This is a genomic window from Methylomonas defluvii (assembly GCF_033949435.1).
GTDB lineage: Bacteria > Pseudomonadota > Gammaproteobacteria > Methylococcales > Methylomonadaceae > Methylomonas > Methylomonas defluvii.
Genome location: NZ_JAXARY010000010.1, coordinates 89,264 through 115,102, shown reverse-complemented (window position 1 = coordinate 115,102; position 25,839 = coordinate 89,264). Strand labels below are relative to the sequence as shown.

Below are 25,839 nucleotides of genomic sequence, written 5' to 3'. Positions count from 1 at the left end.
ATCAGGTCGGTTGGGTATCAAGCGCTGATTGCAGCACGGGCAATCGGCCTTTGACGATGCGACCGCCGGATAATTTGGCGATGAAATGCAAATCCGGCAGTTGCCCGAGTAACTGCGGAGCAAACAGATCGCCTTCTTCTTCCATCAAGCGTTCACCGACATTGCCGGAAAAAACGGACGGATTAGTCGCGCTGGTGGCAACGCCTTGAGTGCGCATGATGTATTTCAAGCGGGTTTTGGGTAGATTGTCGGTGATGTACTGCTGGGTTTCGCTGTCCATGATCCGCAGAGCAATCAGATTGTTGACGTTGCCCAGCACTTGACGGGCTTTATCCTGCGAGCCGGTGCGGGCCGCAAAGTCGGCAAAGGTCTGGGTGGCAATGAACAAGCGGATTTTTGCGCCGCGACCTTTGTTTAATACCTGAATGAATGGATCATTGATGACTTCGGCCGCTTCGTCGACAAACACATTCACCGGTCGGTCCGAGACGCCGTAGTTATAACGATCACCGGCCACAGCGGCCAGATCGGCAAGTAAAATGGAACCGATGGCACTACCGACCAGACCGTCGGATAGCGAGTCCAGGCCAATATAAGCCACCTGGGCTTTTTCGATAATCAAACCGGTATTGGTAATCGGCCGCAGATCATCCGCGTCATTCGGATTGGGTGATAGCAAAGGCCCCAGTGGTCCTGAGGTCAGCATATTCATGATCGGTATCAATGAAGCAACCATCTTGCTGAAGTGGGTGCGGTCATGTTCGAACAACGACAACAGGCCTTCCAAATCCAGGTTAGGTGCTTGGTATTGCACGTACTCCCGGTAAAAGCGTACCAAACCTGCTGCTTTGGAATCGGTGTCTTTGGCGGCTTTCAAATAAGGCCTCGCTTCCTGACGCCAATTACCCAAGCAATTATCGTAATACCGCTCCAATGCCTGAATCACCAGCGTGGAGGGTCCACCTTCCAGATAACGACGCAATTTTGCCAAGGTGGGTCGTTCCTCAATCACCATCAGCCCTTGAATCACGTTATCCAACGACTTTTGGCCAAAGGCCTTGAAGGGATCGGAGGTCGTTTCTCCGGGCGAAATAGCGGTAATGCGACTAGCAATTTCCGAAGGCCGATTGAAGTTATGTAAGGGATCCAAGCGCACACTGTCTTCCGGAAAGGCCGGATGGAAATACACAAAGCGTTCTGGCCGTCCGGCTAACTGACACGCACGTTTGGCAGAAACCATCAAATCCTTATCGCCTTTGGGATCAATGATAATCACCGCTTCGCCGCGCAATACGGCTTGTGTGACCAGGACATCGAAGGCACGGGTTTTTCCAGCGCCCGTAGTGCCTACCAGTAACGTGTGCCCCGCAGTATGTTGAATCGGTTGTCGAACAGCGCTTTCCGAAATTTCCAGGCCATGGATCCAGGCCGAGCCCATGCGTTGATGATCCGTGGGAATCAAAGTCGAGACATCGCGCTTGAGAATTTCATAAGCTAGCTGAGCATGTTTTTGCACCCAGTCAAATCCCCAACCAAACCATAATTCGTCCGGATGGCTTTTGACATAGGCTTTGAGTTTTTCAGCATCCAGATATTGGAAACGAAATTGGCGTAGCCTTCGTTTTCGATACCAGAGGCTCACCGTGATGGGTAAGCGCCAACAAATCATGACGCCACACGCAATCATCAACCAGTCGAATGGCTCGCGAGGTAATCCCGACCAGCGGCTGGTCAGATACGCCAAACCAGCACCTCCTGTCCAAGCGGCAATGGCAGTGACTTCGTAGATAGGTCGCCAGGGAAACTGATAGTCGTAATCGGATTTCATAGCCGAACGCGCACCTGAATGCCTTTGCCAACCCCGACTGATCGACAATCTGGATGATTGGCAATATCGAGCATAAGCCGGGTACGTTTGATACTGGGATTTTGCTCCAGAAACTGTTCAAGTTCGGCATTGGAAACCAAGTGCCATTCGTTATCGTCAGATTTTTCCGGGGCGTCAGTGCGTAAATGTCTGACGTGTTTAATCAGTATATCGATGGCTTGATTTTGCGAAGGCCCGTCAATGTCTTTTTTATTGACGATTACAGGAGTGGACTGTTCAGTCGCTTGTCGTTGTCGCGTTTCAGATTGAGTTGGATTAGCCGTGTTTGGCAGACCTTCGCCGGTGTTTTTCGATGCGGGATATTCAACTGCATTCTTGTTTGATACCGTTCCCGGTAACTTGGTCTTAATCGGGGGTGACTGGTTGTTGCTTGCTTTGGGTATTTTAGGAGTCTTTGGATTATGGTTATCGTTTACTGTAGATAAGCGAGGCGCCTTGATTTTATCCGTTGTCGGTGTCGATTGAGTATTGGACTGATCGATAGTTGGTACCTGTCTTGCTACTGTCAGCAACTGCCTGATAACGGCACTGGGTTCTGCCGCCAATAGCACCCCACGCACTTGATGAAATATTTGCACTTTGCGCATCGGCGATAACACATCAATTACCAGCCAGCCTTTTTCCTCCAGTGTCTTGATAAACAAATTGGATTCGACATTGAGTTTTTCCGGTGTGCCGGGAAAAGACAGGAGATACTGGTCTTGCAGTTCCAGCACATCCACACCCCATTGCCATTGGGCTTGATTGATGGCCGTGATGATATGCAGCAACCATTCACCCGCTAAGCCATTTTTGTTCAGCCAACACTTGGCCGACTCTGCAGGCGTTTCGCTATTCGATAGTTGAGAATGTGTTGGTTTGGGCTTGTCCGATTCGACTTGATTGCTGGAGTGATTGGAATCCTTGGTTTTTCTCGCTTCAGACTTTACCGTTAATGGGGGAGATGCTGGCTTGTCACCTTGCTGCGGATTGGTGTTTAGCCGTTCTATGTTGGTGTCGGATTGTGATATTCCTTGGGGTGACTCTGGTTGAACCGGCGACACTTCACCAATGACGTTTTGTTTGCCATTAGCTTGCTCAGCCGAGTCCACATCCGTTGCTTGATCTTTAACGCCCTGGGCATCGGCATTAACCACGGATGATGAGGCATGCAAAGATACCTGCCGTGATTTAACCGCTGCCTTCGCAGTCGTTTCGACTCTGGATTCGGTCTGTTCGTCGAGCTCGATACCCGACACTATAACCGGCGGTTCATTGCTAAAAATCGACTCCATCGAAGTCAGGCGTAACATGTACAGTGTCGCATCCAGTCCCTCCGGCTGCATGCACCAATAACGGTACTGTCGGCCGTCGGGCAAGGATTTGGGGATGGCCAAACCGCGTTCGATCAAAATATCCGCCAAGGTATCTTCGTCGCGGGGAATACCGGGCACTTTGTCTTTGGCCAGCGTAGATACGATGTCCTGTGCGCCGATACGCCAGACGATATGTAAGCCTTCCTTGAAACGCCAAATGCGTGCGCCTTTTTCGTTGACCGACCATTGCCCGGATTTGATTAACCGTCGCATGGCGTCGAACAGGTATTTTTCCACCGGCATGCCCATGGCCGAGTCGATGCTGTGGTAATGGGCTTTCAGATCGCGTTCCACACTTTTGCAGTCGGCACTCATCACCAGTGCGTACAATTTCGAGCCTCTATCCAAACCGTGAATGGTTTCCAGCATCGCCTGCATAATGTCGGGACCGGGTGCCAGGATATAGCTCCGCGATTCACGGGTCAGCACACGCTCTATCACCAACGCCGAAAACTGTTCGTGTCGCTTATGGCGATTGTCTCGCCAACGCAAAAAATAACGGTCGATACGATGTTGCTCGGCCCACTCGGTCAGATTCTCATCGCAAGGGTTCCAGGTGTGTTGTCCCAAGCTGTCGATCACCGCCATGTCGGAGACCGGTTTACCAATATCATGCAGCAAGCCGGCAAAGCACACCGCTAAACGCCAACGTAATTCTTGAGATTTTCGTTCTCTGGGTGAGGCCTGAGTCGCGAACAGGCAGCCTTGAGACGCTTGTGTCGCCCAATGCGCCACCTCCAATCCGTGCCGGAACAAGCCGCCGGCTCCACGATGATGATGCGACTCCGATGCCGGCAACAAATGGCTGAACGCTGCATAGCGAGCAATGACCGGAGCTGCGATGGTGTGGTAAAGATCATCCGGTAATGCCAAAGCCTGTTCGATCGCTTTGATCAATTCAAGCTGGGTGTCCAGAATCCGTTCCACCGATGCCGTCGGCAATCCCTTCATGAATGGCGGGTAGCGCGGAATTTCTTCGCTGAACACCGGCAACACCTCGCCAATCGGCGAAGGCTTATCGCCAAACAAGCGCTTGCCGATTCGATGGATAAGGGAGGGGTAGATTTTTTCCATGGCATAACATCATGACAGAAACTTTTCAGCCCCTTCTTGCAGTAAATGCGTAATTCGCCATTTACTGCAAGCGTGTCTGGAAAAAGAGTGATTAGTGTAACGAGCTCCCTAAAAGCCATAGGAGCTACTATGAAACTCAAATCCCTTCCAAATTATTGCCTATTGTCTGTGCTGACCGGTGCGAGCATGGCTTGCAACTCACTCGTTACGCTGGATACATCAGTGAGTCAAGCCGTGATTGAATCGATGACGACATCTACTCCATCCGAGCAGCCTTGGCGATTGGATAGTGCCCAACAAAACGGCGGTTTAGGCGGCTCGGTATTGCGGCCGGCATCGATCGAGCATGTGGTCAGACAAATCGATCAACCGGTAAGCGTTCAGTTGGCTGACACAGGAGACGTTAGCCTGAGTACAAGATCAGACAACCACGATGACGATCCCTTGATCATCGAACGTGCCTGGCGAAAATATTGCCATCACCAACTCGACATGACCGCCGAGGAGCAGGCGCTAGTCAAGCATACGACCATTCCCTACAACGTTTTGAATCATGGCTGCACTCCCGTCAGCCTGAAGAAGTGAGGTGGTTGTCATGCAGAAAACAGGATCAGACAACACACTGGGAAACCTGACAGAACGCTTTCAAATCCTGGCGGAACGCAAAAAAACCAAGCTCAAAGTCGTCGAACCGCTGAAATCCCTGCCCAGTTGGCCGACTTCGACGCGAGGTACACCGAATGCCTGTTTGCGTAGTGCCTTATTTGCCGGTATCCAAGGTAACGAGCGCATCGCCTATAAAAAACGTACTTTGCTGGCTTCGGTAGAGGGCATTGAAGTCCGCTATCTGGGCGTTCAGCTGAATCAATCCGATCTCGATGTCTGGATGCAAATCGTGCATCTGTCCAGACAACAGTTGCCAGGATTCAATGTTACTTTTAGCGCCTATACCATGCTGACGGCTTTGGGTCGTGGCAACGGCAAAAGCCAACACGAATGGCTAAAGGAGTCCATGGCTCGGCTCGGTGGCGCATTTGTCGAAATGACATTCCAAGGGCGTGACACCTTTGGCGAAAGGGGTTTTCTGCGCTATTACCGGGATGAGGTGACTCAACGCTATGTTGTCGAGTTGACCGAATCCATGCTGCGTTTGTTCGAGGACGGTTACACACACATCGAATTCGAGCAACGGCAAAAACTGCGGAAACAACCATTAGCCTTATGGCTGCACGGGTTTCTGTCATCGCATGCGGCGCCTTACCCTTTGAAGTTGCAGACGCTGCACAAACTGAGCGGCAGCAGCACGCAGAATATCCGCGATTTCAAACTGCGGATGGGGCGAGCCCTGAAAGCCTTGGTCGCCATTGGCACACTGGAAAGCTTCGAAATAGAGGAGGACACGGTCAAAGTCAAAAAACAGCCTACACCCAGCCAGAAGCGGCATCTGGAGGGCAAACCCAACTAAAAAAGCACGGCATTCGACTGACGCTATTTTGGCCCAGCGAATGCCACCCCGACACGGCATTCGGCTGACGGCGATACGGCATTAGACTGACAATGGCACGGCATTCAGCTGACGGAATAACGGCATTCGACTGACAGCACACGGCATTCGACTAACAAAAAGCACGGCATTCAGCTGACAAAACACACGGCATTCGACTGACGGCACGGCCATTTTTCGAAATCGCTACAGACCTTGCCTGGCATGGCTTGTAGCGGTTTTTCAGAGTATCAGAAATGCGCTGCTAATCTATCTCTAATCTTTTTTTAATCAAAATATAGGGAAAGGCAGTCTGTGGATAACTTTGGCAAGACTAACTGCGGCAGTGTGTACTCAGCGCTTAAAGCAAATCGCGCGCTACCGTAGGGACTTCAGCGGCCAACTCGAGTGTATGTGCACATTGATGCAAAAAAATATCGCCCATCGCGGCCAGTATGTCGGCATCGGCGCCGTTTTCGCGCAGTCGGCGCTGCAAGTCTGGCCAAACTAAGGGGATTCTCTCGGCGAGTTGCTTTAGCTCCCGACTGACCAACTTGGGATTCAAGCGACATGTGTCGGCCATCACGGCCCAGTCGTAGGCCGTCAAGCCGACAGGATCGAAATTATCACCAATCGCCATCGCCAAGGTATCGGCGATCCGTGCATCGGCATACAGTAGGCAGCACACCAGATCGTAAGCGGGTGTTAAACGCAAACCACCGGCATCGACGAAAAACGACACATTCTTACCGTGGGCATCGGTGTTGCCGATCAAGACCTGAAAGATCGTCCAACGCAGCAGCGCCAGACGGTCGGCCGCCGGTTTCGCGCTGGCTCGATCGACTAAAGCGAATAACCTGGGCAGCGAAGCGCCATCGCGAATATGCTGGACATCGCGGTTGTCTCCATACGGGCGCTCGTATTTCATACTGACGCCCAGGCCCAATGCTTGACAGCCATCGATACAATGCAGGCGCTGCACGCCTTCATCGGTCACCACGCGATCAAAGCGCCGAATCAGTAGCACCGGTTCTGGTACTCCTGTCAGACGGCTCTCGGCCGCGGGTATGCCAACGCTCTGCGCCAAGTGCATACAGACCAATTCGTTGCTGGTCATGTGTTGCAAACGGCGACGTAAGGGATCCGGTTTGAGGATATGGGTGGATGCCAAGCCTTCGCCATCGACCAGATACCAGGCATTGCCTTGTTCCAATACGGCAATCTTGTCCTGGTGGCCGGCAATCGATAACCTGACTTTGCCATCCCAAACGCTAAAGGCATCGTCTGGGCGAGCGCGAATCCGGGTTGAGAGCTCTTCGCGGCTGAGTAGGCGTTGCTTGGACTCAGCGGGTGACTGTGCCTGCGCATCAGATAAACTGATCACCAGCGCGCCAGCGGTTTCCCGGCCCAAAGCTATCAATAACCCCATCAGGTTGGACTTCGACAGCCGATTGGCTGCGGCGGCATCGTCCAATGCCTGACCTTCGGGCAACAGGTTCTGGAAAAACTGGCGTACCGCAGCACTGTGCTGTTCGGCTGTTATACCCTCCCGTTCCAGAGGTAATGCCGGACTCAAGGGAAAACGCACATCCTGCGCCAACCAGTCAGTGGCATACTCGAAAGCAAACAAGCCGGTTTCGCTATCCAGACTGAGGTGGCCCACGGTTTGTTGATGGGCATTAACAATCAGCTTCATGATGATGGCTCGCTCAAATCCGCCAAACGCCGCCGCGCCGCATCCCGTCGTGACTGGGGAACCACCAGCAACGAAACCCCCAAGCCTTGAGCCACTTGCAGGATCTTGCCGATACTCACTCCTGGCTTACCAGCTTCAATATCGACCAGGGTTTGCAAGGCCACGCCGATACTCAATGCAGCATCTTCCTGACGCATACCGGCTTGGGTGCGGGCAGCGCGAATCGCTGCCCCCAGGGTAGTCGGGCTATTAACGCAGGGATCGGTCGGAAAAGCAGTCGCAACAACACGTTTCATATAAATCTCCAATAGCGGATTTATAGAGTTGTTAAATCATTGTGTCAATATAATTATGCTATAGGCGATTTTATTGAGGCGTAAACTACGCAGAAGCTATAAATATACTAAACAAGAATTATAGCCATGTTAGCTAAACCTACCTCCCGTTTTTAAACCCAATTCGACTCTCCCGACGCCCAAACTAAACTGAACGGCTATTGTTTCGCTTTCCGATAATTGGCGAAAGCATCCCGAATCTTTCCCAGGCAATCGATTTGCTTCCGCATGGCGGCAAACTCGTTCTCCAGCTCTTCGACCAAGGCGACCTCCCAATCCGGTTCGCCTTTCAGTATCCGTTGTAACGGATACCGATAGCCCTGGCCTTTTTTCAGATACTGGGCGATCGGTTTATTTTGACCATTTTGCCGAAGTGTTGCCATCCGGTACCACTCGATGCTGAACGAGAAACTGCTTTCGCGGCGCCGGATGCGAACGCCAATTCGACCGGGCTCTGTTGTGCCGAATTTCTGGTGTCGGCTCTTCAGTTGTCGCCAATAGTCGTCGACCAACATCCTAGCTTGGGCATGCAATTGCTCGGATTGGCTTTCGATCCATCTCACCAGGTCGTCTTCCGACATCACGGGCAATGGATTCAGGGTGTTTTTGTCATTCATGCGGATACCTAATACTTAACTGTAGGGATTTTGATAGTGAATCCCTAATGAGGAATGGAGTGGAAAAGCGGTGATGGATGGCGATGACGAATGTTTTGCCTAGATAGGTTTTTGCTATAGCAATCCCTATAGCATTAGGGATGTTTCACTTGAAATAGCTTCCCAGCAGGGATGCGAATACCTAAGGGCCGGTGATACCAGCCATCCCTATCTGGGAAAAACCTTCCGAATTTCACGTTATGTGGTGTCTCACTTCCCTAATTACATAGGCAATCGATACGGCATTTCCTATCTAGGGGATTACACAGTCCATCACTCCCGCCAAGCAGGCATTCTAGGGTGGATTTTGTTGGCGTCGATCGCAGTAAATGGCGAATACGGCAATATCTGTAAGACAGTCACCATGGCGTCAAAAGTATTTTTGCCATTCTGTAGCTAATGGCATATTCGCGATTTACTGCAGACAGCATAACGGCTGATGTGGCGGAGAATACGGTTATGAACCGAAACTATGCCTCATCTCCTATTCTGATGGTCTTGCTTCTTCAGGCAGGTATTGCTGTCGCCGCGGATGGCGATAGGCCCAACGATGCTTTTTTCGAAGACAAGCAACGCGGCTGGTTTTGGTACGAGGTGTTGCCGGAGCCGATTAAACCCGCAAAGCCCGAACCAAAAGTCGAATTACCGAAACCGGAGCCTCAACCGGTTACGGCCAAAAGTGAGGCGTCGGTGGGTGTGACAACTCCTGAACAGCCTGAGCCGCTATCGTCAGCCTGGCTGAAACAAAATTTGGAAAAATATCTCAACAAAGCCATCGACGAACCCAGTCAGGAAAATGTGGCGGCGTTTTATTACCTGCAACGGGTGATGATGGATAAAGCCGAGCGCTTTACTAACGCCGCTCGTTACGTGGTGATGTCCGATCCGCAACTCGATGAATCCGTCCGCCGTCCGATTTCAACTTTTGCGGTCAACGAAGCCAATCACCAAGCCAGTGTTGCCGCTGATCAAGCCCTAAAAGCCATCGCCGCCAAAGCCGGCATTTTGTTTTTCTTCCGTTCCGATTGCCGCTATTGCCATGTGCAGGCACCGATATTGGCGATGTTGGAACGCAGTTATGGCTTCAAAATTTATCCGGTGTCGCTGGATGGTTTACCGATGCCCAATGGCTTGTTCAATCCGTTCAAAATTGATCAGGGTCAAGCCGCATTGTTGGGGGTTGAGCAAACCCCAGCGTTGTTTTTGATGAAACCGCCGAAACAGATCGTGCCGTTGTCGCAAGGCGTATTGTCGCTGGAAGAAGCGACCAGCCGCATCTTGTTGGCGGCCAAGGAAGCCGGATGGCTGGAATCCGCGCAGTATCAAACCACCCAGGGCCTACGCTCGACGCCGATGTTGTTACCGGCAGCGGGCAGTATCAGTCCATCAACCACTCAAAATCCGCTATCGCTGATACAGGCACTGCAAGCTGGTGCGCAATTTGGGAGTGCTCCATGACTTCGTTACCCTTGCGGCGATTCGTCGTGTTGCTGCTACTGATCGAAACCAGTGTGTCGGCTTATGCCGATTTGCAGCAGGAGATGGATGGCATGTTCGGCACCATGACTAATGTGACCGCGCCGACTGCGCACTTGGGTCAACGCCGTGGCGTGATTACCGGCGGCAACCTGGTAGCCCGCAATGGCATTACCAACACCAATCTGGTGTCGTTCGTCCCTCCGTCCTTCAGCGCGGGTTGCGGTGGCATCGATTTGTTCGGCGGTAGTTTCAGCTTTATCAACTTCAATCAGTTCGTGCAGTTGTTGCGTAACGTCGCCGGTAATGCGGCGGGCTATGCGTTCCAACTGGCCGTCGGCGCGATGTGTCCCTGGTGCGCTTCGGTGATGACCGACCTGCAGAAGAAGATCCAGGAAATGAACCAGATGTTCAGCAACTCCTGTCGGTTATCGCAAGGCTTGGTCAACGACACCGTCAAAGCCTTCGATTTACAAAGCAAGGTTAACCTTTCCAATGCCTCGTTTACCCAGGGTATCAGCGATGTGTTCTCCAGTTGGACCAATACCAGCACCTTAGGCGATCCGATGCAGCAGGTGAAGCAAAATGCGCCCAATGATATGACGCAGAAAATCCAGGGCAATTTGGTGTGGCGGGCTTTGGTCAATCAAAACGCCGGTGCCTGGTTTCGGTTCGGTGGCAATGATTTGTTGCAGGCGGCGATGAGTATTTCCGGGACGGTGATCGTCGATGCGCCGCAAGCCGCCGCGGACGGTAAGGGTGAAAACAATGCCATCAGCGCGCCACCACCGATTTTACGCATCAAGGATTTAATGTACGGTAATGATGCAGGTAACAGCTATCAAACCGTCAACTTGTATGTCTGTTCGGACGGTACCGGTGCCGATCAATGTTTGAAGCCCATCGTCCGTAACGTCAATCTGGTCGGGCTCAAACAGCGGGTCATGGAAATGCTGCTCGGTTCCGCCAATAACGGTAATGGCCTGATCTACAAATTTGCAACCAACAGCGGCCAAATTACCGCCGCTGAACAGGCCTTTATGCAAACCGTGCCCGATGCCATTGGCGGCATGATCCATAACCTGGCACGCGAGGATGCGGGCATCGCCAAGCTGTGGGCTGAAGAAGCAGCGCCGGTGATTGCGCTGGAACTGGCGCAATTAATCGTCAACGATGTGTTGAACGCCGTGCAAGTCGCCGCGCAAATCAACGACCATGCCTACGCTAAATTGTTGATGGACTCGTTGAGCGTGGCCCGGCAACAGATTCAGGATGAATACGTCACCATAGCCGGTCGTTACGGCAATCCACAAACCCTGATGGCGTTTTATCAACAGTTGATGAATACCGTCAAACCGCGTCAGTACGGCAGCGTCACCCAAGTATCGGCCAGCGGCACTGCATGGCCGAGTCCGTAATGCAGATACACGCCGCTGTGCCTTATTTTCAAGTTAGATAAAAGCAGGTAGCCCATGTTTGAAATTTTCTCCGTGGGCGATTCAGCCTATCTACAAGCGGTACTGAATGCAGTCGCCATGATCGCCGGTACCGGCGATTACCGCACGGCTGCGGCTATTGGTGGCATCATCGGTGTGATTATTGTCATGCTGCGCGCCTTGATTCAATTTGATGGTCGAGGTATTCGTTATCAGGATTTGTTCATCGCTTATGTGCTGTGGCTGATGCTGTATGCGCCGTCCGTGCGAGTCAGTATCGAAGATGCGTATACCGGCAGTGTGGTAGTGGTCGATAACGTACCGATGGGGCCGGCGGTGGTTGGCAGCGTGATGTCGAACATGGGTTATCGCACCACAAGGTTGTTCGAACAAGCCTTTGGCACACCGACCATGACCGGCAATGGCTTTGCCGATAGCTTGCAAACCCTGACGGCGGTGCGTAAAAACCTGCTCTCGCGGATTCATCTGGGTGCAGCCAATGCGCCGGTGGCTGGCAGCGATATGGAAGCCTCGTTTGCCAATTACGTCAAGGAATGTACCTTGACCGGCGTGGATTTACATCTGAAATCGGTCGATGCGATTTTGCGTGATGCCGATCCGCTCAATGCCATTCGCTTTGACTCGGACATTTACATGACCGAGATTTATAGCGGTGGTCAGCCACAAACGCAAACCTGTACTGATGCCTGGACCAATCTGGGTAATCTTGCCAATGGCGCCTTTAGCACGGCATTGGAAAGCCAGCTACAACAAATTTTGGGTGTGCCGGCTGCCGCGGATACGCTGCCGAAAATCCAGGAAGCATTTGATGCCTTGGCGGGACCGGGTGTGGTGGATGCCAGTCAGTACATGCTGATGTCGGCGATCATGCCGATGTTCGAGCAAGGTGTGGTAGGGCGGCATGAAGACGGTCTGCACTGGACCAAGGCCTCAATGATCGAACAAGCTATTCAGCAACGTAATACCCAATGGGCAGCAGAACAGACCTTGTTTTCGAAAATCGTCCGGCCGATGATGGCGTTTATCGAAGGCTTGAGTTACGCCATCGCACCGATCATGGCCTTTGTAGTGCTGTTTGGCAGTGTCGGTATTCGCATGAACATCGGCTATTTCTCGATGCTGCTGTGGATCCAGTTGTGGATGCCGATTCTGGCGGTGATCAACTTATTTCTCCAGATGTCGGCGGCCGGCAAAATGGCAGCACTGACCACAGCCAATTATAATCTGCCATCGATGATGGGTATTTACCAGCTGGATATGGAGTTGCAGCAATGGTTGTCGATTGGCGGCATGTTGGCTGCATCGACACCGGCCATTACCTTGATGTTGATTTACCGTGGTGCGGTCACCGCTACGCACTTTCTGGGGCGGATGGATGGCGGCGACTATGCCAATGAACGCATAGCCACGCCGGATGTCATTAGTCCGGCACCGATACTGAACGCACAACCGCAGCATCAATACAGTCCGCTTTCGGCGGTGACGCAAACCGGCAGTGACAAAGTGTTACCGACATTCTCCGCCGGCAAGGATATGAGTGCGGCTGTTTCCTCAGCCTATAGTGCCTCGGAACAAGCGACCAACAGTTTCATGAACAGCGTGTCGTCCACTGCCTCAAAATCCAGCAGCATTACCCATGATGCGTTTGATAGTCTCTCACTGGGCCAACAGATCGCCAGCAGTTCCAGTCATACCGACGCCTATAACCGGCAGTTTGGTGAAGCCTTTGCCAAGAAACATGCGGATACTGGCATTTCGGCAGACAGTTTTTCTGCATTGGTTGCTGGCAGTGCCAATGCCGGCGCCAAACTGGGTAACGATCAATTAAGTGCCACACTCTCTGGACGCTTACAGAACGATTTCAAGGTTGGCCAGGATAAGTCGGATGCCATTGCCGCCGATATTAGCCAAACCGTCAACGATGCCCAGGGTTATCAGGTTGGTCTGGCCAAAAACTTGGCGATGGATGCTCAGGACGGCACCCGTAATGTGGCTTCCATGGGTTTACAAAGCCAATCACTTTCCTCCTTGCAACGCAGCGCAACCGATGTGGTTTCCGCTAATGAAACCTATCAGCAAACCGCCTCGGCACAGCAACGATTTGGAAGCCAGGCTAGCTTTGGTGCGGCGGAAACCGGTTACAAGATCGCTAATGACAGCACGCTGATGGAACGCCTTGATCACACCCTGGATCAGCATGGGTTGCGCGGAGACACTCAACGATTAGCCTCACAATGGAAAGCTGCCGGTTGGATCAGTAACAGCGAACAAGCCTATGCCGCCGCAGGCATGTCGCTGTTAACGGGGTTTTCGTCCCCAAGCTATCGCACCCTCGACAACCAGCAATCCCGGCAAGCCGAAGTGGCCGGTTACCAATTACTGGGTGATGCCTTCAATGCGCCGAAAGCAGATCAAAGCCATAGCCCGGTCAGAAATGAATCGTTGCGGGATCAGGCGCCTCACATTGGAAGTGTTCAGTCGGATGTCGAGCAAGCCAACTTAGCTGATCCGCGAACTGAAGTCACTGGCATTGGTCATCGTGCGCAGCAACAAATTGACCGTACCGGTAACAAAATCCATTCTGGCCAACAGGCCATAGAGGCGAATCATGATCAGAATCTTCAAGAGCTAGATCAAACATCCAAGACTGGGTTTACCGAAGTGGCCAATATCAAAGCGGAGCATTTTAAGGCTGCCATTGCGGCTGCGGCCAACGATACGCCTTCGGCGGCTGAGGCGTCGTACAACTACCTGGGGGGTAGTCTTTACAACTCAGCGAAAAATATTGAAGCCGTCGGCGCGGGTACCAAGGGATCGGTGAATGAATTCATTGCGCATGCCGATGAAGCGTATTCAAAAGGGGCTGGCTATTGGGAAGCTATTAAGTTCGGCGCATCTCAATCTCAGGCTGGATTTACTGAAGCCACCACACATTGGGCCGACCAACGTGTGGGTGCTGTTGCGGACCAACTGACGCCAAGCCAACAAGCCTATTATCGCGTAGCGATGATTGATACCTTTGCAGGTGTCGCGGTTTTCGGTGAGAACGCTGGCGATTTGGGCGCCGCCAGGCAGAACTTACTGGATGAAGAAGGACAAGTTGACGGCAGTAACATTGCCCAGCTGCTAAAACAAGCGGCTGGTCAGAACAGAAACGATCTAATTGATCAGATCGGGAATTACAACCGCGCCCGTGGAAAGATTAATTACTAACGAAACCGTTACCGCGGGTTTTGAACAGTTGTAATAGGCCAGATAACAGACCTCTGGTTAGCATGACTGCGAACGCTATTACTACATAGCCAGTCCACTCAGGGATTTGATGAATCAGGATCATGGCCAACACTACCAGGATGGCCCAGTAATAATTGCTTTCATGGTCAAGTTTAGCTGCCAATTGCTCGATACATTGAAAGGCAATTTCCGCCAAAGTCAACAATCCGAAGATGACCGTACCGTATAAGGCAATGTGCCCTGAGTTGTTTGAAAGAACACTCTTCGAGCTTAATGATCCAATCAAGCCAAATCCAATAACTGCAATGGATAGGCAGTAAAAGGCCGAAAAGGACAACGTTCGAGTTTGAAAACGTCGGAATAAACGTCCAAACCCGCTTTCGAATTTCGAGAACGTAGCGCCGCAAAACGGGCAAATCGATTTCAGCGGCTGGCCATAATAAGTGATGACTCGTGGCACCATTGCGCGGTTACAGTCATGGCAATGTGCGGTGGCGTGATGTCCGCTAAACATTGTTTGGCCGAATCCGGATTGCTGAATAGTGGTGCTGACTTTAAATCGGTTTGATAGAGCAGATGACATGAGTAGCTTCCAAATATCTAGATGCGATTATCGTACGCCGGTATTGGTCTTTTTCCAAGTCATCACATTGAAATTATTGGCTTTTTATGCTTAAAAGCTCAGGATTATTCTCCTTAGTCTGAGTTAGACATGTAGCTCATTTATTTTGAGCTGTTAGCGCAGAAATCGAATGGCTTAATTTGGAATATGTCAGAAACGAAGCGCTCAAGTTCAGATACGAGAGGTGTTTTCAACCTCAGGCTCGTCTTGCTATTCATACTCCGTTTCTCGCGGACGTAGTGTCAAGAAGATTAATCTTATCGATCTTGTCTTTGTGAATCACAACGGTCGGTTTGGCTCAGTGGCGAACGTCTGCTTCAGGGAATTGGAATCCGATGGCAGCTTTCTGGCTTTGAATAGTCAATCGAATACGCTAACTGGTTGGCCAAGCCATACTTGGAATTTTCAGAGAATAGTGGCTGCTAATTGAACTTAACCATTCTACTAGAGCAATTATCGGTTACTTGAAATCAACAATTTCATTTAATTCATGTCAAACCGCTTCTAGCGAAGAACCAATGATCTCAACTAAGCAACAATCGCTCTACATGGGTAAATGTCGACTCTGATTCATTCGATTGATGAATCGTGAAACCTATATTCTCTACCGCGTTCGTTGAGCGGAGCCAAAAAGCCAAGCGCATCCCGGTCGTTATAGCCATGCTCACGAAGCACAGCATAAAGCTGGTAAAACTCTCCACGCAAGTCACCGGCAAAAATGCCTGGATCGTCCGAACCCAGTGTTACCATGATGGCCGCATCCCCGTCCTGCTTGAAACCCGGTACGCCCATCCAACGCAAAGAATGGTGCTCGCCGAAATTTTGGTACTGGCTGATACGTACGTTGCTTGACGGCAAAGTTTCGATTAACACGCGACGTCTAGCCACTTCATGCATCAGTTCCTGCTGTATCCGCAAGCAGGCTTGGTCGGTCAGGTAATTGGCAGAAATGTCGGTGAGTGCTCGGCTGCGATTTCGCACGTTTTCGTCGCTCAACCATTCCCATAGTAAATCCAGGTCGATCCGGTGGCTGCGCATTGTCCATGCTACCTGTTCCGCCTCGGTACGTTGTAGATCGTTTAGCGGTGAGATCCCAGGAAACCAATCCTGCTTCGGCGTGCATTGCGCTTGTTGCAAATAAAAAAGATTCAGACCGCGAAAACGCATTGCCCTTTCCAGTGCTGTGCAGGTGATGTCGCGATCGAACAGTTCGCTTGCTAGCTCTGCCAGATCACACTCCACACGGTAGGCATCGTCCGTGATTCCCGCTCTCCGTAAAAGCCGCCAAGTGGCAAGAAGATCTAGCAGCCAGTCCCCTTTGGGCATCGTTATCGCCCCCGGCATACGAGCTATCCACAATGCTGGATTGATACCCATCGCTGTCCCATGGCCGATGCGGTCTCCCTCGCATAGTTCCAATATCTCCAACACATCGAGCATGGTGCGTATTCCGCTCAAGATATGGGGAAAATCTTCTCCCGCATGAAAACTGCGTCGCGTCAACCCCGCTCTCCGACATAAGCGATAACAACTGGCGAACACCTCAGGGGGAGCATGTAGCTCATTAGCGGCCGCATCAATGCCTCGTATCCAGCGCCGCAAATTGGGGTAGTTTTCCAGTGTGGCAATCAGTGCGTGAGCTTGTCTTTCCAGGCTTTGGCGTAGGGTGTAGAAGTGATAGGGTGAATCGCTTGGATTTTCTGGTTGCTTAATGAAATGTGCCACCAGAGCCAAGCGCATGCGGCTACGATTCTTTAACGTTCCTTTATGCAGTTGGTCATCCAGGTCTTGCAATAATTCGCTCAGCGAATCGGCCTCAAGTGCAGAACAGTTTTTATCATGGGCAGATTCATTGAGGTAGCGCAGGTATCCTCCAAGAATGCTGCGCACCAACGTAACGTTCTTGTTCGGCAAATCCTTGGGTGCAAAGCGCCCTTCCAGGCAGTCGGTACGACTGCGCCACGTTTCGCCGTGCATTAATCGGAAGCGATTCAGATAATCCTTCTCCACAGGCACGCGAAGTTCGGTCCAGGTCAGTTTCTGGAACTGCTCTAAACCGTATTGCTCCTCACTTTGCACTAACAGGCGGTAGTATAAATTTTGCAGCAATAGGTAGAGATGCAGCATGCGCTCCAGTATCAGGCTGGTTTGGCAGTCGAAGCGATGCAGTAATTGGTAAAGCCAACGCCGTTCCCCTTCTATACAGCATGCTTCACCCAGATACAGATCCGGTTCCAGCGTATCGTGAACGTCAAGGGAGGCTTCCTGCAATTCAGTAAAATTGACCGGCAAAGAGGTATCGTCTGCTAGCTTGTTCGTCGCTGCGGCTACTAACCATGTGCGTAGCGCACGCGCTGCATACAGCTGGCGGCGCAATTCAGCGGGCGAGAGCGCCGGGTTGATGGTCCTGCTCAATTCACGTAACTTTGCGCCGGACTGAGAGTTCTCATGCCACTTCGTCGCGAAATCCGTTGTTTCCCGTTCCGGTTGATGAAGCGCTCGTAACCAGCATTGCTCGGCATGTGTGCTACCGTTTAGATGCAAATGGGTTTCGTGCAGTCCCTCTCGCTCCAGATAGTCTTCGACCAGAGGGTCATACGGGTAGAGAATCGGAGAATTTCGCCGAGACCAATTGTTGGTATCTGATACGCACAGCCGGTCGGGAGACGTTAGTCTCGACAAGTACACACAGTTCTGCGGCCAAGCATGCGCTGCGGCCTGCACCGGTACACCACTGAGACGGCTCAACACACTTTGCTGCCAAGCGCCGAATTTTTCCAGCTTTACGTGCAACTGGCCATGCCGAGGGGTCAGAAATTCATCCGCAAGCGCCTGTAAAGCTCCAGGCGACCAGTAAGTTCCATCACGATTGGCTGTCTGAGTTGCCAGTTTCTGCCAGGCGCGTTCGAACACATGGTCCGGCACGCGTGCTGCCCACGGCTGATATGCGTGGTACACCGCCTCTCGCATTGCCTCGGCACGGATCGGTGTATGCAACGGCTGGGCTTGTAATAGCTCAAATACTTTATGACTGGAGAGCAGCGAGGTACAAAGTAAAGCGAGGGTGGATGAGGTATTTGTCATCTATTACTTTTCGCCGCTTGGCTTCTTGCAACGGCCAGCAATAAAGGAATTTTCGATTAAGCGCCAATCTTCGCTGGAACAAAGCAACTTTTCGGATTTTTTTTTGCTAGCCACCGTGGCCTTGCCATTCTTATCGCCAAGTAACTCCGAAAACCTACTTTCTGCAACACTCGTAGGTTTAATCAACCCAACAATCAATGGGCATGTTGCAATAGCGTAAGTAAATGGAAGATTGTTTTTATTCTTAGCAAGAAAAGCAATTTTTTTATTTATGAAGTCTTTGGCAGATGTTTGCGGATTGGTTCTATCGATTGGAGGTAATGAGCTACTCGACTCAGTTACCAAGTGATGTTCAACCTCTTCTATAAGAAACGCGTTAATGACACAAAGTGCGAATATTTCCATGATGCTTGCAGCACCAAAAGTATTTACAGGTCGCAAGCTATTGGACGCATTTTCCAAACTAAAATAGAGGCGTGTCCAGACTTTGCCGAGCATGACAGCGGAAGGTGTTAATTTGTCAAACTCTTTATTGAATGTGTTTTTCCAGCTCCTAATTTCACTAATCACATCATCTGGCAACGTTGGAGTTTCGGTTTCTGTATTCTCATTTACCGTCTCCGATTGGTCGGTATTGGCTCGACCATTGCTGGTTATTTTGGGCACGGCATCATAATCTTCATCGTCGTCGACTGAACCGCTCCAGCCAGATCCCCATTCCGGGCGAGAAACGCTGAGCGAGGGATAAGGCTTTTTCAACACTTGCGAGATATCGTCGGCGACAAGCACGCGCTCGATTATGCCAAGGATATTGTATATCGAAGCATAAGTGGTTCCACTGCTAGACCCAGACAAATCAACCAGACTTAATGCAAAAACAGGCAATTTTCTATTTTTAAAATGAGTGGAAAATACGTCAAATCCCGCGAATATTTCAGGATTTTTTCCCTTCGTTGCATTACCTGGTTTGCTCTTATTTAAGCCGATGACCCCAACTTCAATCAATATGCCGCCCTGCCGATGTGTTGCCGCTATTACTGCGGATGCATGCCGAGCCCAATTGAGAGCGTCTTCCCTGCGGCCAACGCCCATATACTGACGAAATTGCTGACACAGAATGTCGCGATCTATATTTTTTTCGTTGCGGCGAACCTCTTTGCCAAACAGCGAAATGCTACCTGGTCCGCCAAGCAGATAGAGAATGGCTGCTGAAGGACTTTCCACACATTGCCCAGCAACTTCGGCGGCGAGCGTTGTGAAACAACTCTTTAAATCATCCTCTTTTGTCTGCGGCCGCAGGTAAGCCGCCGTGTCAGAATCCCCGTCCCTCAAGGAGAGCTCGAAGACTGCGTCGATCAGCGCCGGCAAATCCTTACCTGCGAGCGCATCGACATTTACTCGAAATTTGTACAGGCTCCCCAATGCCATGCCTCGCAGGCTTTCGCATAGTGCTTCCGAAAGTTGATTATTCCATGCCCGCGCTGCCTTGCCATCCTCGTTTGTTACACTCAAATGCCGTGCGCAGCTCGACAATAGCTGCAGCACAGATCGTAGCGGTTGTTGTAGAAGAAATTCACGATACAACGCAATATCCGCCTCGTTCTTGATCCGCAGTCCTCGGCGAATCAGCTCGTCAAGGACCTCAAGTGGAGTGCGTTTGTCAGACCAGTCGTGGTGAGCCAAGACATAGTCGCAGGAAGCAACTTTAAGTAAGCTCCCCAGCGGCCGCAATTGTAATCGGCGATGAATAGGGAAAAGCTTTAGCAGGTACTGGTCTTCGAGGTGATCCACCATACGCACGCGCTGTTGATGGCGCTCCTCATCCTTGTCGTATTGGCTATGGCGCAGGTTGTCGAAGAAGTGGTCACGTACTAGCAACGAGTAGAGTTCCAGGTCTCCAGTGACAAGAATCACCAGCTGGGGAGTATCTAGGTAGTTACGAATGCATTCAAGCACTTTGCGGGCATGAGCGGCATTGGTATCGGTATCGTCGAAGCCAATCAATAGGGAATCCGTACCGAGGAGCTTGCAGGCGCAATCCAGCACTTCGTGCAAGTGGCGGCGAAGATCCTTGCTATGTCCGGCACGATTCAAACCATGATCCAAGAACAACTCTGGGTCGAGATGTTGCAATGGGTGATGATCTTTAACAAATAAACTCAGGCCACCTGCAAGCTTTTTGAAGTTTTCGCGAAAAGCCTTGTAAGACTCTTCGCTTTGTAAGCTGGACTTTTGTTTTTCGATGATTCTTGTCAATTCCTTGAGTAACGTGAGCAAGATGATTTCATTGTTCTCCAAATTGCTCGGATCGATATAGGCAAGCGGAACAAGATTTTTGACTGCATGATTGTTTCCTTCTTTGCCAACTCCCGACAAACCTTTGAAAGCCGCTCGCAGGAATGTGGTTTTACCTGCACCACGCGTGCCGTCAATGAAATAGACAAGTCCGCTGCCAGGAGGATACTTGTCGAAGAAATCGGAGTGGTACTCACTGTTTTCACGGATGGCCTTTACTTTTTTTAGATCGGAACAAATCTTTTCTTTTAATTCATCATAACAACCTTGCTGCACAAGCTCTCCAACGGGAACGTCGCTGTTGTGGTCGCTGGATCTAAGCTCGATTACGATGGAGTTGGTCATTTTTGTACCTAATCTGATTTCGGTCGATGTACCGGAAAAATAATATTGATGAAAATTAAGCCAACGCCTCTGTCGACTCTAACGTAGATTGTATAGCATCCTCAAACTACTAACGCATTAGCGTCAAGATCTATCAGAAAAATAATGGAGTTAAATCGCATGTCTTTGCGCTACGTTCACAGTTTGATGAATGACAACTTACTCGCTAGAACAGGTCATTTAATTAACGTGATTATTTGCAAGTCGAAAGACCGCTTTTGGCCGGTTGGTTGAGGTCACTAACGGCAGCTATGTGGCCCGCGGATTCCAAAATTCGGATTTTCCTGAACGGCCCGCTTTGGAGAAGCGACCGACAAAATGGGTCGATTGCGTTAATTAGCCACGCCCCAAAAGCGCATTCACTTCCAGAGCAATCTCATAGAGAATTATGGCAGGGTTTGAACCGGAACGGGTGGCGTTTTCAATGGGAATGGATGGTCTGGACTGAAATATGCGAGTAGCCAAATCAGATTCATGAATCAGCTGAAGTTCCTTTACTGCTTGCATTTCTCATCACACAAATCTGGCAAATCGGTGGGTAATTGGTGCAGTAAATGATGAAAAAAATTCCTACGACAACCCGAACTGTACTGCAAGTCAGCTAATCCGGTTTTCATGGCATGAGCTATTACCAAGACCTCATCAAAATTCGCTGGCCTTATCTGGCCGTAAAGTCTACGTTATTAATGCAATGGCATTGGGTGTCAGCACCTCGTCTTTGTTTGCGCCGATTCATGCCGTCGAATATCATCCATTGCGCAAATTTGGCAAACTGGCAAATATTTACTCCCATGGATGATCAGGAAGTTTCGATGGCAGGTCGTACAGTAACCCATCTCTGCGAAGCCATTGTTTATCGCTAGAATAATGACCCATGCTTCGTCAAAATTGGCAGGACGTATTCGGCCAAAGGGTCGACGTTCTCGAATGTGGTTGGGAAAAAGCGTACAGAAATAATCCCATGCAAAAATGATGGCATCCAGGTCTAGCGCACTTTTTATGCTGACTCGGCTTGCGCTTCGGTAGATTGATGCAAATAAAGCCATATACAAGAATGATTCGCGTGCTTGTGGAATCGCTTCAATCGTAGGAATCATGCCGGACTGCGGCCTCTTCTTGTGAATCGCGTGGTAAATATTGCGCAGATCGGTCGGGCGTAAATTTTTTATGATCTTACTTGCCATTGCGGTCCGCAATTTTCGTTTCATTAACTGATATGCCCGGTATTGATCATATAGACGAGCCTCGAAAGTACATTGCGAGTTCATCAATTAATCCTCTCTGCAAGACAAGATCATCAACAACTCACGTGCCTGCTCGTCAATTGTGTCGGGTTGCGGTTTTTTCTCCTGGAGAAACTCGCTCCATTGGTGGGGGTTAAAACGAGGGATAAAACTCAGATATTCAGCTCGGGCCAGGGTTTTTAATTGCGCCAGCGGCATGGTTCTTAGCAGGGAGATTGCTTCTGGCGTCAGTCCCAAACAGAACATGGCCTTCTGTTCACTACCGGATAGAATGAGTGTCTGGGCAACAATCAAATATTCAAGATTGAGATTGTAGAGGTTGCCATTCATTGAAATCGCCTCCATTAAATCAAAAGTCTGATTTGATCGGCTAAAGCAACGACTTTTTGCCCATATTCGACCGCTGCCGTTGCATCTTTCCAGCTGTAATAACGACCAACACCCAAGTGAATATTATCCGGGGCGGAACGGATGGCTTTGGCCAGTAACTCTGCGCCGATTTCAAGATTGATCATGGGGTTGAGCAAGTGCTCTGGCTTGGCGACACGATGGCCATGCCATTTCAGATTGACTTGCATCATGCCGACGTCAACATTGTGCCGGCCTTCCGCCAACAGTTTATTGAGGAGCGCTTCCGCCGCTTTTTGGTTGACCGGGATAAACGATTTGCCCGCGTTGTTGATAGCCCATGGCCAAGGCGTAACCAGATGTTGCTCGTCGTTTTTCCGTGACTCGATTAAGGCTACCGCATACAAAATGTAAGGATCGAGCTGATGTCGACTGGCGATTTGCCACCAAACAGTATTATTCAACTGTGTGCTCGGAATAGATGAGTGCTTGAAATTGGGGTAGAGATCGGAATGTTCCGCCGCTTGTGACGGGCTTGGCATGCCAAAGCTTCCAATTAGCCCAAGAAATGCCACAACCAAGCACGACGAGCATCGTTTACCGGAAAAAGCTGTCGATTGATTTTGTTTTATAGCGCGGATGATTAACATATCCACCTCATCACATTTGGATTGAGGCGAGTTTAAGGCTTTGTCAAAAATTCTATATGTCCGAAAAACCACCGTTCGAGGCGTTTTTAGTCAAATTGACATATAAATTTCGTTGACAATTGCCAGTTTGATCTGCTTAAGACCCGGCTGGAGTGTACTGGGAGTGATAAGCGCTTAGCAAGAAGTCGCCAGGTATTCCTCAAAGCCAAGCTTTGCAGTTGCGGGCTTAAACGCGAACTGTCTGCTAGGCGCTTACGGCCTTTTCCGAATGCTTGGTATACAAGACTGCCCAGTAAATTTGATACAGGAATTATTGTAGCGACTGTATTAGGTGGGTGCGGGTTGCCTCGGCTCTTAAATACATGAGCAAAATGCGTGTTAAGACGCTTACCGAACCATCCTGTATGTCATTGGCTTATATCCCAACATCGCTACAGTTGGAATCGTCTTGGTTTCCAATGCCCATAAACGAAATAGGGAGACCATTATTCCATTCCTTCAAACGCATAAGGATTGAGAAACTGCCTGGTCTTGAGCATTTGTTGATCGGTTGGATTGAGTTCCGCCTCTTCACAGATTGACTGCCAATGCTCTTGGATGGTCGCAACCTGTTGTTCGTAAATATCGCGTGCTTGTTCAACGGACAATAAAAAATGATGCGCGGCATTTAGACAGATCTTTATTTGACTTAGATTGTTGTTGCCTGAAATCAGCATGGCTTGCGAGGCTTTATGCCCCGTGCGAGCCTGAGGACAGATGTCGTAGGCCGGCGTTAGACTTAGCTGTTGCCCGTCCCAAAAAGCGGCATGATTTCGGGCATGGTCATCGGTGTTGCCACAGAGAATGTTGAATACCAAGCGGGAGAATAATTCCTTCAGCGTAGCTTTGGGAGCAGTGAATCGGTGACGAATGATTTCCGCGAAAGTCTCGTAACTGGCGTAACGCGCCATCATTTCGTCCAGCTGAAAAAGTGTGAGTGCTGAAACCATGGCTTTACGCGTCCATCCAGCATCCGTTTTCAGTCGATCAAAGCGTTCTATGAGAAGAACATCTTTTTTGGCGGCCTGAAGTAATTTTACTGGTGCGACCGACAATCCACACAGCGCAGCCAGGCGCATGGCCAAATATTCGGCTTTGACAATGCTGTAGAGATCGGTGCTTGCTGAAAATTTTGCGACGTATTTGCTGTTTTCGGCTTCTATCAATGCTTTGGGTCGGGCGCCGCCGATCGAGCTTCCGTGCATCAGTGCCATATCCAATTCGGCAGTCAGCGGGATACCTTTTTCAACCCGTTCAATCGATTCGATCAATTCATCCATTTCAATTAAGTTGGATGTCCTGGGAAAATAGTCCGAAGCCGACTCCTGAAAATCCAGTGCACCAATGCGATCAGACCCGGAGGCTAAAAGATAAACCAGTTCATCTAATATGTTCGGATCGGTATCAATACCTTTCAATCCAAGCAACTTGTTCAAAATGACTCGTCGCCCCCAAGCGTCCGGCGCTGCGTCACGGATACAGCCCGGCATAGTCAGACCAGTCAGTAGTGGTAAATGCCCAGATTTTAACGGCAGTTCCGGCTCATAAATTGCGATAGCCGGTGCTTGGGCATCATTGATGCGTTCCAGATAGCTTTTGCCATAGTTAAATAGCAAATAGCCGTTATCTGCTTCCAAACGTCCACCGACCACGGGCTTGGTCTCGTCGGGTAGCCAGATCCAGACATAGGCTTCGCGTGTTGATTTCTTAGAAATCATCATGGATCGTTTTGGGTTTGGATTGGATGCGTTTGGGTAATAAGGCTATTTTGTCATTGGTATGTTCAATGGTTCTGGAAAGTCCGTCCGCTGAGCCGGGTTCAAATAAATTGACCCCCACCAAAACCGCAACCTCAAATACCAAGCCAATGGCGCAATTCATTTCGCCTTTTTCAATCTTCTGTAAGGTGGCTCTGGATATTCCAGCGCGTTCCGCCAAATGTTGTTCGCTCCACTGGCGTTGTTTGCGGCCTAGCTTGATCTGCTTGCTCAGCAAGATGACGGCTTCTTGCGCATAGCGCGAATAAGCTCTGGGAGACTTGATGCTGTTCATGGACTTGGATGGGAAATGTTACAACAAGTAACAGATTAACATTGATGGCAATACCTCAGCAACATAATGACTATTATTCTAGTCATTATGTTGGAAAATGAACAATATAATAGACATATAGTCGGTGTTCTGAGGGGGCATCCGTATCGCACCTTGATTGGTAAGGGCAAATAAGCTTAACGACTTCAGCAAAACGTGACAAAGCCGTGTCGTACGGGGGTAGAGCTGACGTTTACTGACAAAACGACACAAGGCGGGACGCTGTTAAATCGTTGTTTAGTATAGTGTTTATCCATCCATTATCCCGCTCCATTGATGAGAGGTTAAAACGAGGGATAAAACTCAGATTTCAGCTCGGGCTAGGGTTTTTAATTGCGTCGGCGGCATGGTTCTTACGAAGCATTTTTAAAGGAATTTGGGTAATTTAAGGCTGGATACATGCGTTTCAAGCTCATGGTTTTTCGATG

Annotated in this window: 18 protein-coding genes; 5 read left to right on the top strand and 13 right to left on the bottom strand. The window is 50.2% G+C overall.

Going from position 1 to position 25,839, the window contains the following annotated elements:
* Position 1 precedes the first annotated feature (1 nt).
* Together traD and mobH are read right to left on the bottom strand one after the other, a co-directional pair.
* The gene (gene traD / locus QLH52_RS12340; RefSeq protein WP_319961767.1) at positions 2-1,828 is read right to left on the bottom strand and encodes a conjugative transfer system coupling protein TraD; all 1,827 of its coding nucleotides are present in this window, start codon (positions 1,826-1,828) and stop codon (positions 2-4) included.
* Positions 1,825-4,317, bottom strand: coding sequence for a MobH family relaxase (gene mobH, locus QLH52_RS12335; RefSeq protein ID WP_319961766.1), 2,493 nt, complete (start codon positions 4,315-4,317; stop codon positions 1,825-1,827). Before mobH ends, traD begins: the two co-directional genes overlap by 4 nt.
* Before the next feature lie 129 nt (positions 4,318-4,446).
* Here mobH and QLH52_RS12330 point away from each other — a divergent pair, with 129 nt between their 5' ends.
* Together QLH52_RS12330 and trfA are read left to right on the top strand one after the other, a co-directional pair.
* Positions 4,447-4,902, top strand: coding sequence for a hypothetical protein (locus QLH52_RS12330; protein WP_319961765.1), 456 nt, complete (start codon positions 4,447-4,449; stop codon positions 4,900-4,902).
* 10 nt (positions 4,903-4,912) lie between these two features.
* The gene (gene trfA / locus QLH52_RS12325; RefSeq protein ID WP_319961764.1) at positions 4,913-5,782 is read left to right on the top strand and encodes a plasmid replication initiator TrfA; all 870 of its coding nucleotides are present in this window, start codon (positions 4,913-4,915) and stop codon (positions 5,780-5,782) included.
* Positions 5,783-6,161: 379 nt separating this feature from the next.
* Here the strand turns inward: trfA and QLH52_RS12320 are convergent, their stop codons facing one another.
* The 3 genes from QLH52_RS12320 to mobI form a co-directional block, all read right to left on the bottom strand.
* Entirely contained in the window at positions 6,162-7,496 is a 1,335-nt protein-coding gene (locus tag QLH52_RS12320) for a HipA domain-containing protein (protein WP_319961763.1), read from the bottom strand.
* On the bottom strand, positions 7,493-7,792 hold the full coding sequence (locus QLH52_RS12315; RefSeq protein WP_319961762.1) for a helix-turn-helix transcriptional regulator: 300 nt from the start codon (positions 7,790-7,792) through the stop codon (positions 7,493-7,495). The genes QLH52_RS12320 and QLH52_RS12315 overlap by 4 nt, the downstream gene beginning before the upstream one ends.
* Positions 7,793-7,989: 197 nt before the next feature.
* Positions 7,990-8,448 carry a conjugative transfer protein MobI(A/C) gene (gene mobI, locus QLH52_RS12310; protein WP_319961761.1) on the bottom strand — a complete coding sequence of 153 codons (459 nt, stop codon included), beginning with the start codon at positions 8,446-8,448 and terminating at the stop codon, positions 7,990-7,992.
* 498 nt (positions 8,449-8,946) lie between these two features.
* Here mobI and traF point away from each other — a divergent pair, with 498 nt between their 5' ends.
* The 3 genes from traF to QLH52_RS12295 are packed head-to-tail and all read left to right on the top strand — an operon-like array spanning position 8,947 to position 14,633.
* Positions 8,947-9,945, top strand: coding sequence for a conjugal transfer protein TraF (gene traF / locus QLH52_RS12305; protein WP_319961760.1), 999 nt, complete (start codon positions 8,947-8,949; stop codon positions 9,943-9,945).
* Positions 9,942-11,381: a conjugal transfer protein TraH gene (locus QLH52_RS12300; RefSeq protein ID WP_319961759.1), complete on the top strand. Its 1,440-nt coding sequence runs from the start codon at positions 9,942-9,944 to the stop codon at positions 11,379-11,381. The genes traF and QLH52_RS12300 overlap by 4 nt, the downstream gene beginning before the upstream one ends.
* Before the next feature lie 54 nt (positions 11,382-11,435).
* Complete coding sequence (locus QLH52_RS12295) at positions 11,436-14,633, top strand: conjugal transfer protein TraG N-terminal domain-containing protein (RefSeq protein ID WP_319961758.1); 3,198 nt, start codon at positions 11,436-11,438, stop codon at positions 14,631-14,633.
* Here QLH52_RS12295 and QLH52_RS12290 read toward each other — a convergent pair.
* From QLH52_RS12290 to QLH52_RS12255, 8 genes are all read right to left on the bottom strand, one after another.
* A complete protein-coding gene (locus QLH52_RS12290; RefSeq protein WP_319961757.1) occupies positions 14,623-15,237 on the bottom strand; it encodes a hypothetical protein in 615 nt (204 codons plus the stop codon). The genes QLH52_RS12295 and QLH52_RS12290 overlap by 11 nt on opposite strands.
* 609 nt (positions 15,238-15,846) lie before the next feature.
* Positions 15,847-18,360 (bottom strand): hypothetical protein, encoded by a 2,514-nt coding sequence (locus QLH52_RS12285; RefSeq protein WP_319961756.1) that lies wholly within the window; start codon positions 18,358-18,360, stop codon positions 15,847-15,849.
* 3 nt (positions 18,361-18,363) lie between these two features.
* Positions 18,364-21,000, bottom strand: coding sequence for a hypothetical protein (locus tag QLH52_RS12280; protein ID WP_319961755.1), 2,637 nt, complete (start codon positions 20,998-21,000; stop codon positions 18,364-18,366).
* Positions 21,001-21,743: 743 nt separating this feature from the next.
* Positions 21,744-22,307: a FlhC family transcriptional regulator gene (locus QLH52_RS12275; RefSeq protein ID WP_319961754.1), complete on the bottom strand. Its 564-nt coding sequence runs from the start codon at positions 22,305-22,307 to the stop codon at positions 21,744-21,746.
* 3 nt (positions 22,308-22,310) lie between these two features.
* Entirely contained in the window at positions 22,311-22,628 is a 318-nt protein-coding gene (locus tag QLH52_RS12270; protein WP_319961753.1) for a flagellar transcriptional regulator FlhD, read from the bottom strand.
* A complete protein-coding gene (locus tag QLH52_RS12265; protein WP_319961752.1) occupies positions 22,628-23,173 on the bottom strand; it encodes a transglycosylase SLT domain-containing protein in 546 nt (181 codons plus the stop codon). Before QLH52_RS12265 ends, QLH52_RS12270 begins: the two co-directional genes overlap by 1 nt.
* A gap of 593 nt (positions 23,174-23,766) precedes the next feature.
* Positions 23,767-25,041, bottom strand: a complete 1,275-nt coding sequence (locus QLH52_RS12260; protein ID WP_319961751.1) for a type II toxin-antitoxin system HipA family toxin — start codon at positions 25,039-25,041, stop codon at positions 23,767-23,769.
* Complete coding sequence (locus QLH52_RS12255) at positions 25,028-25,372, bottom strand: helix-turn-helix transcriptional regulator (RefSeq protein WP_319961750.1); 345 nt, start codon at positions 25,370-25,372, stop codon at positions 25,028-25,030. The genes QLH52_RS12260 and QLH52_RS12255 overlap by 14 nt, the downstream gene beginning before the upstream one ends.
* Positions 25,373-25,839: the final 467 nt, after the last annotated feature.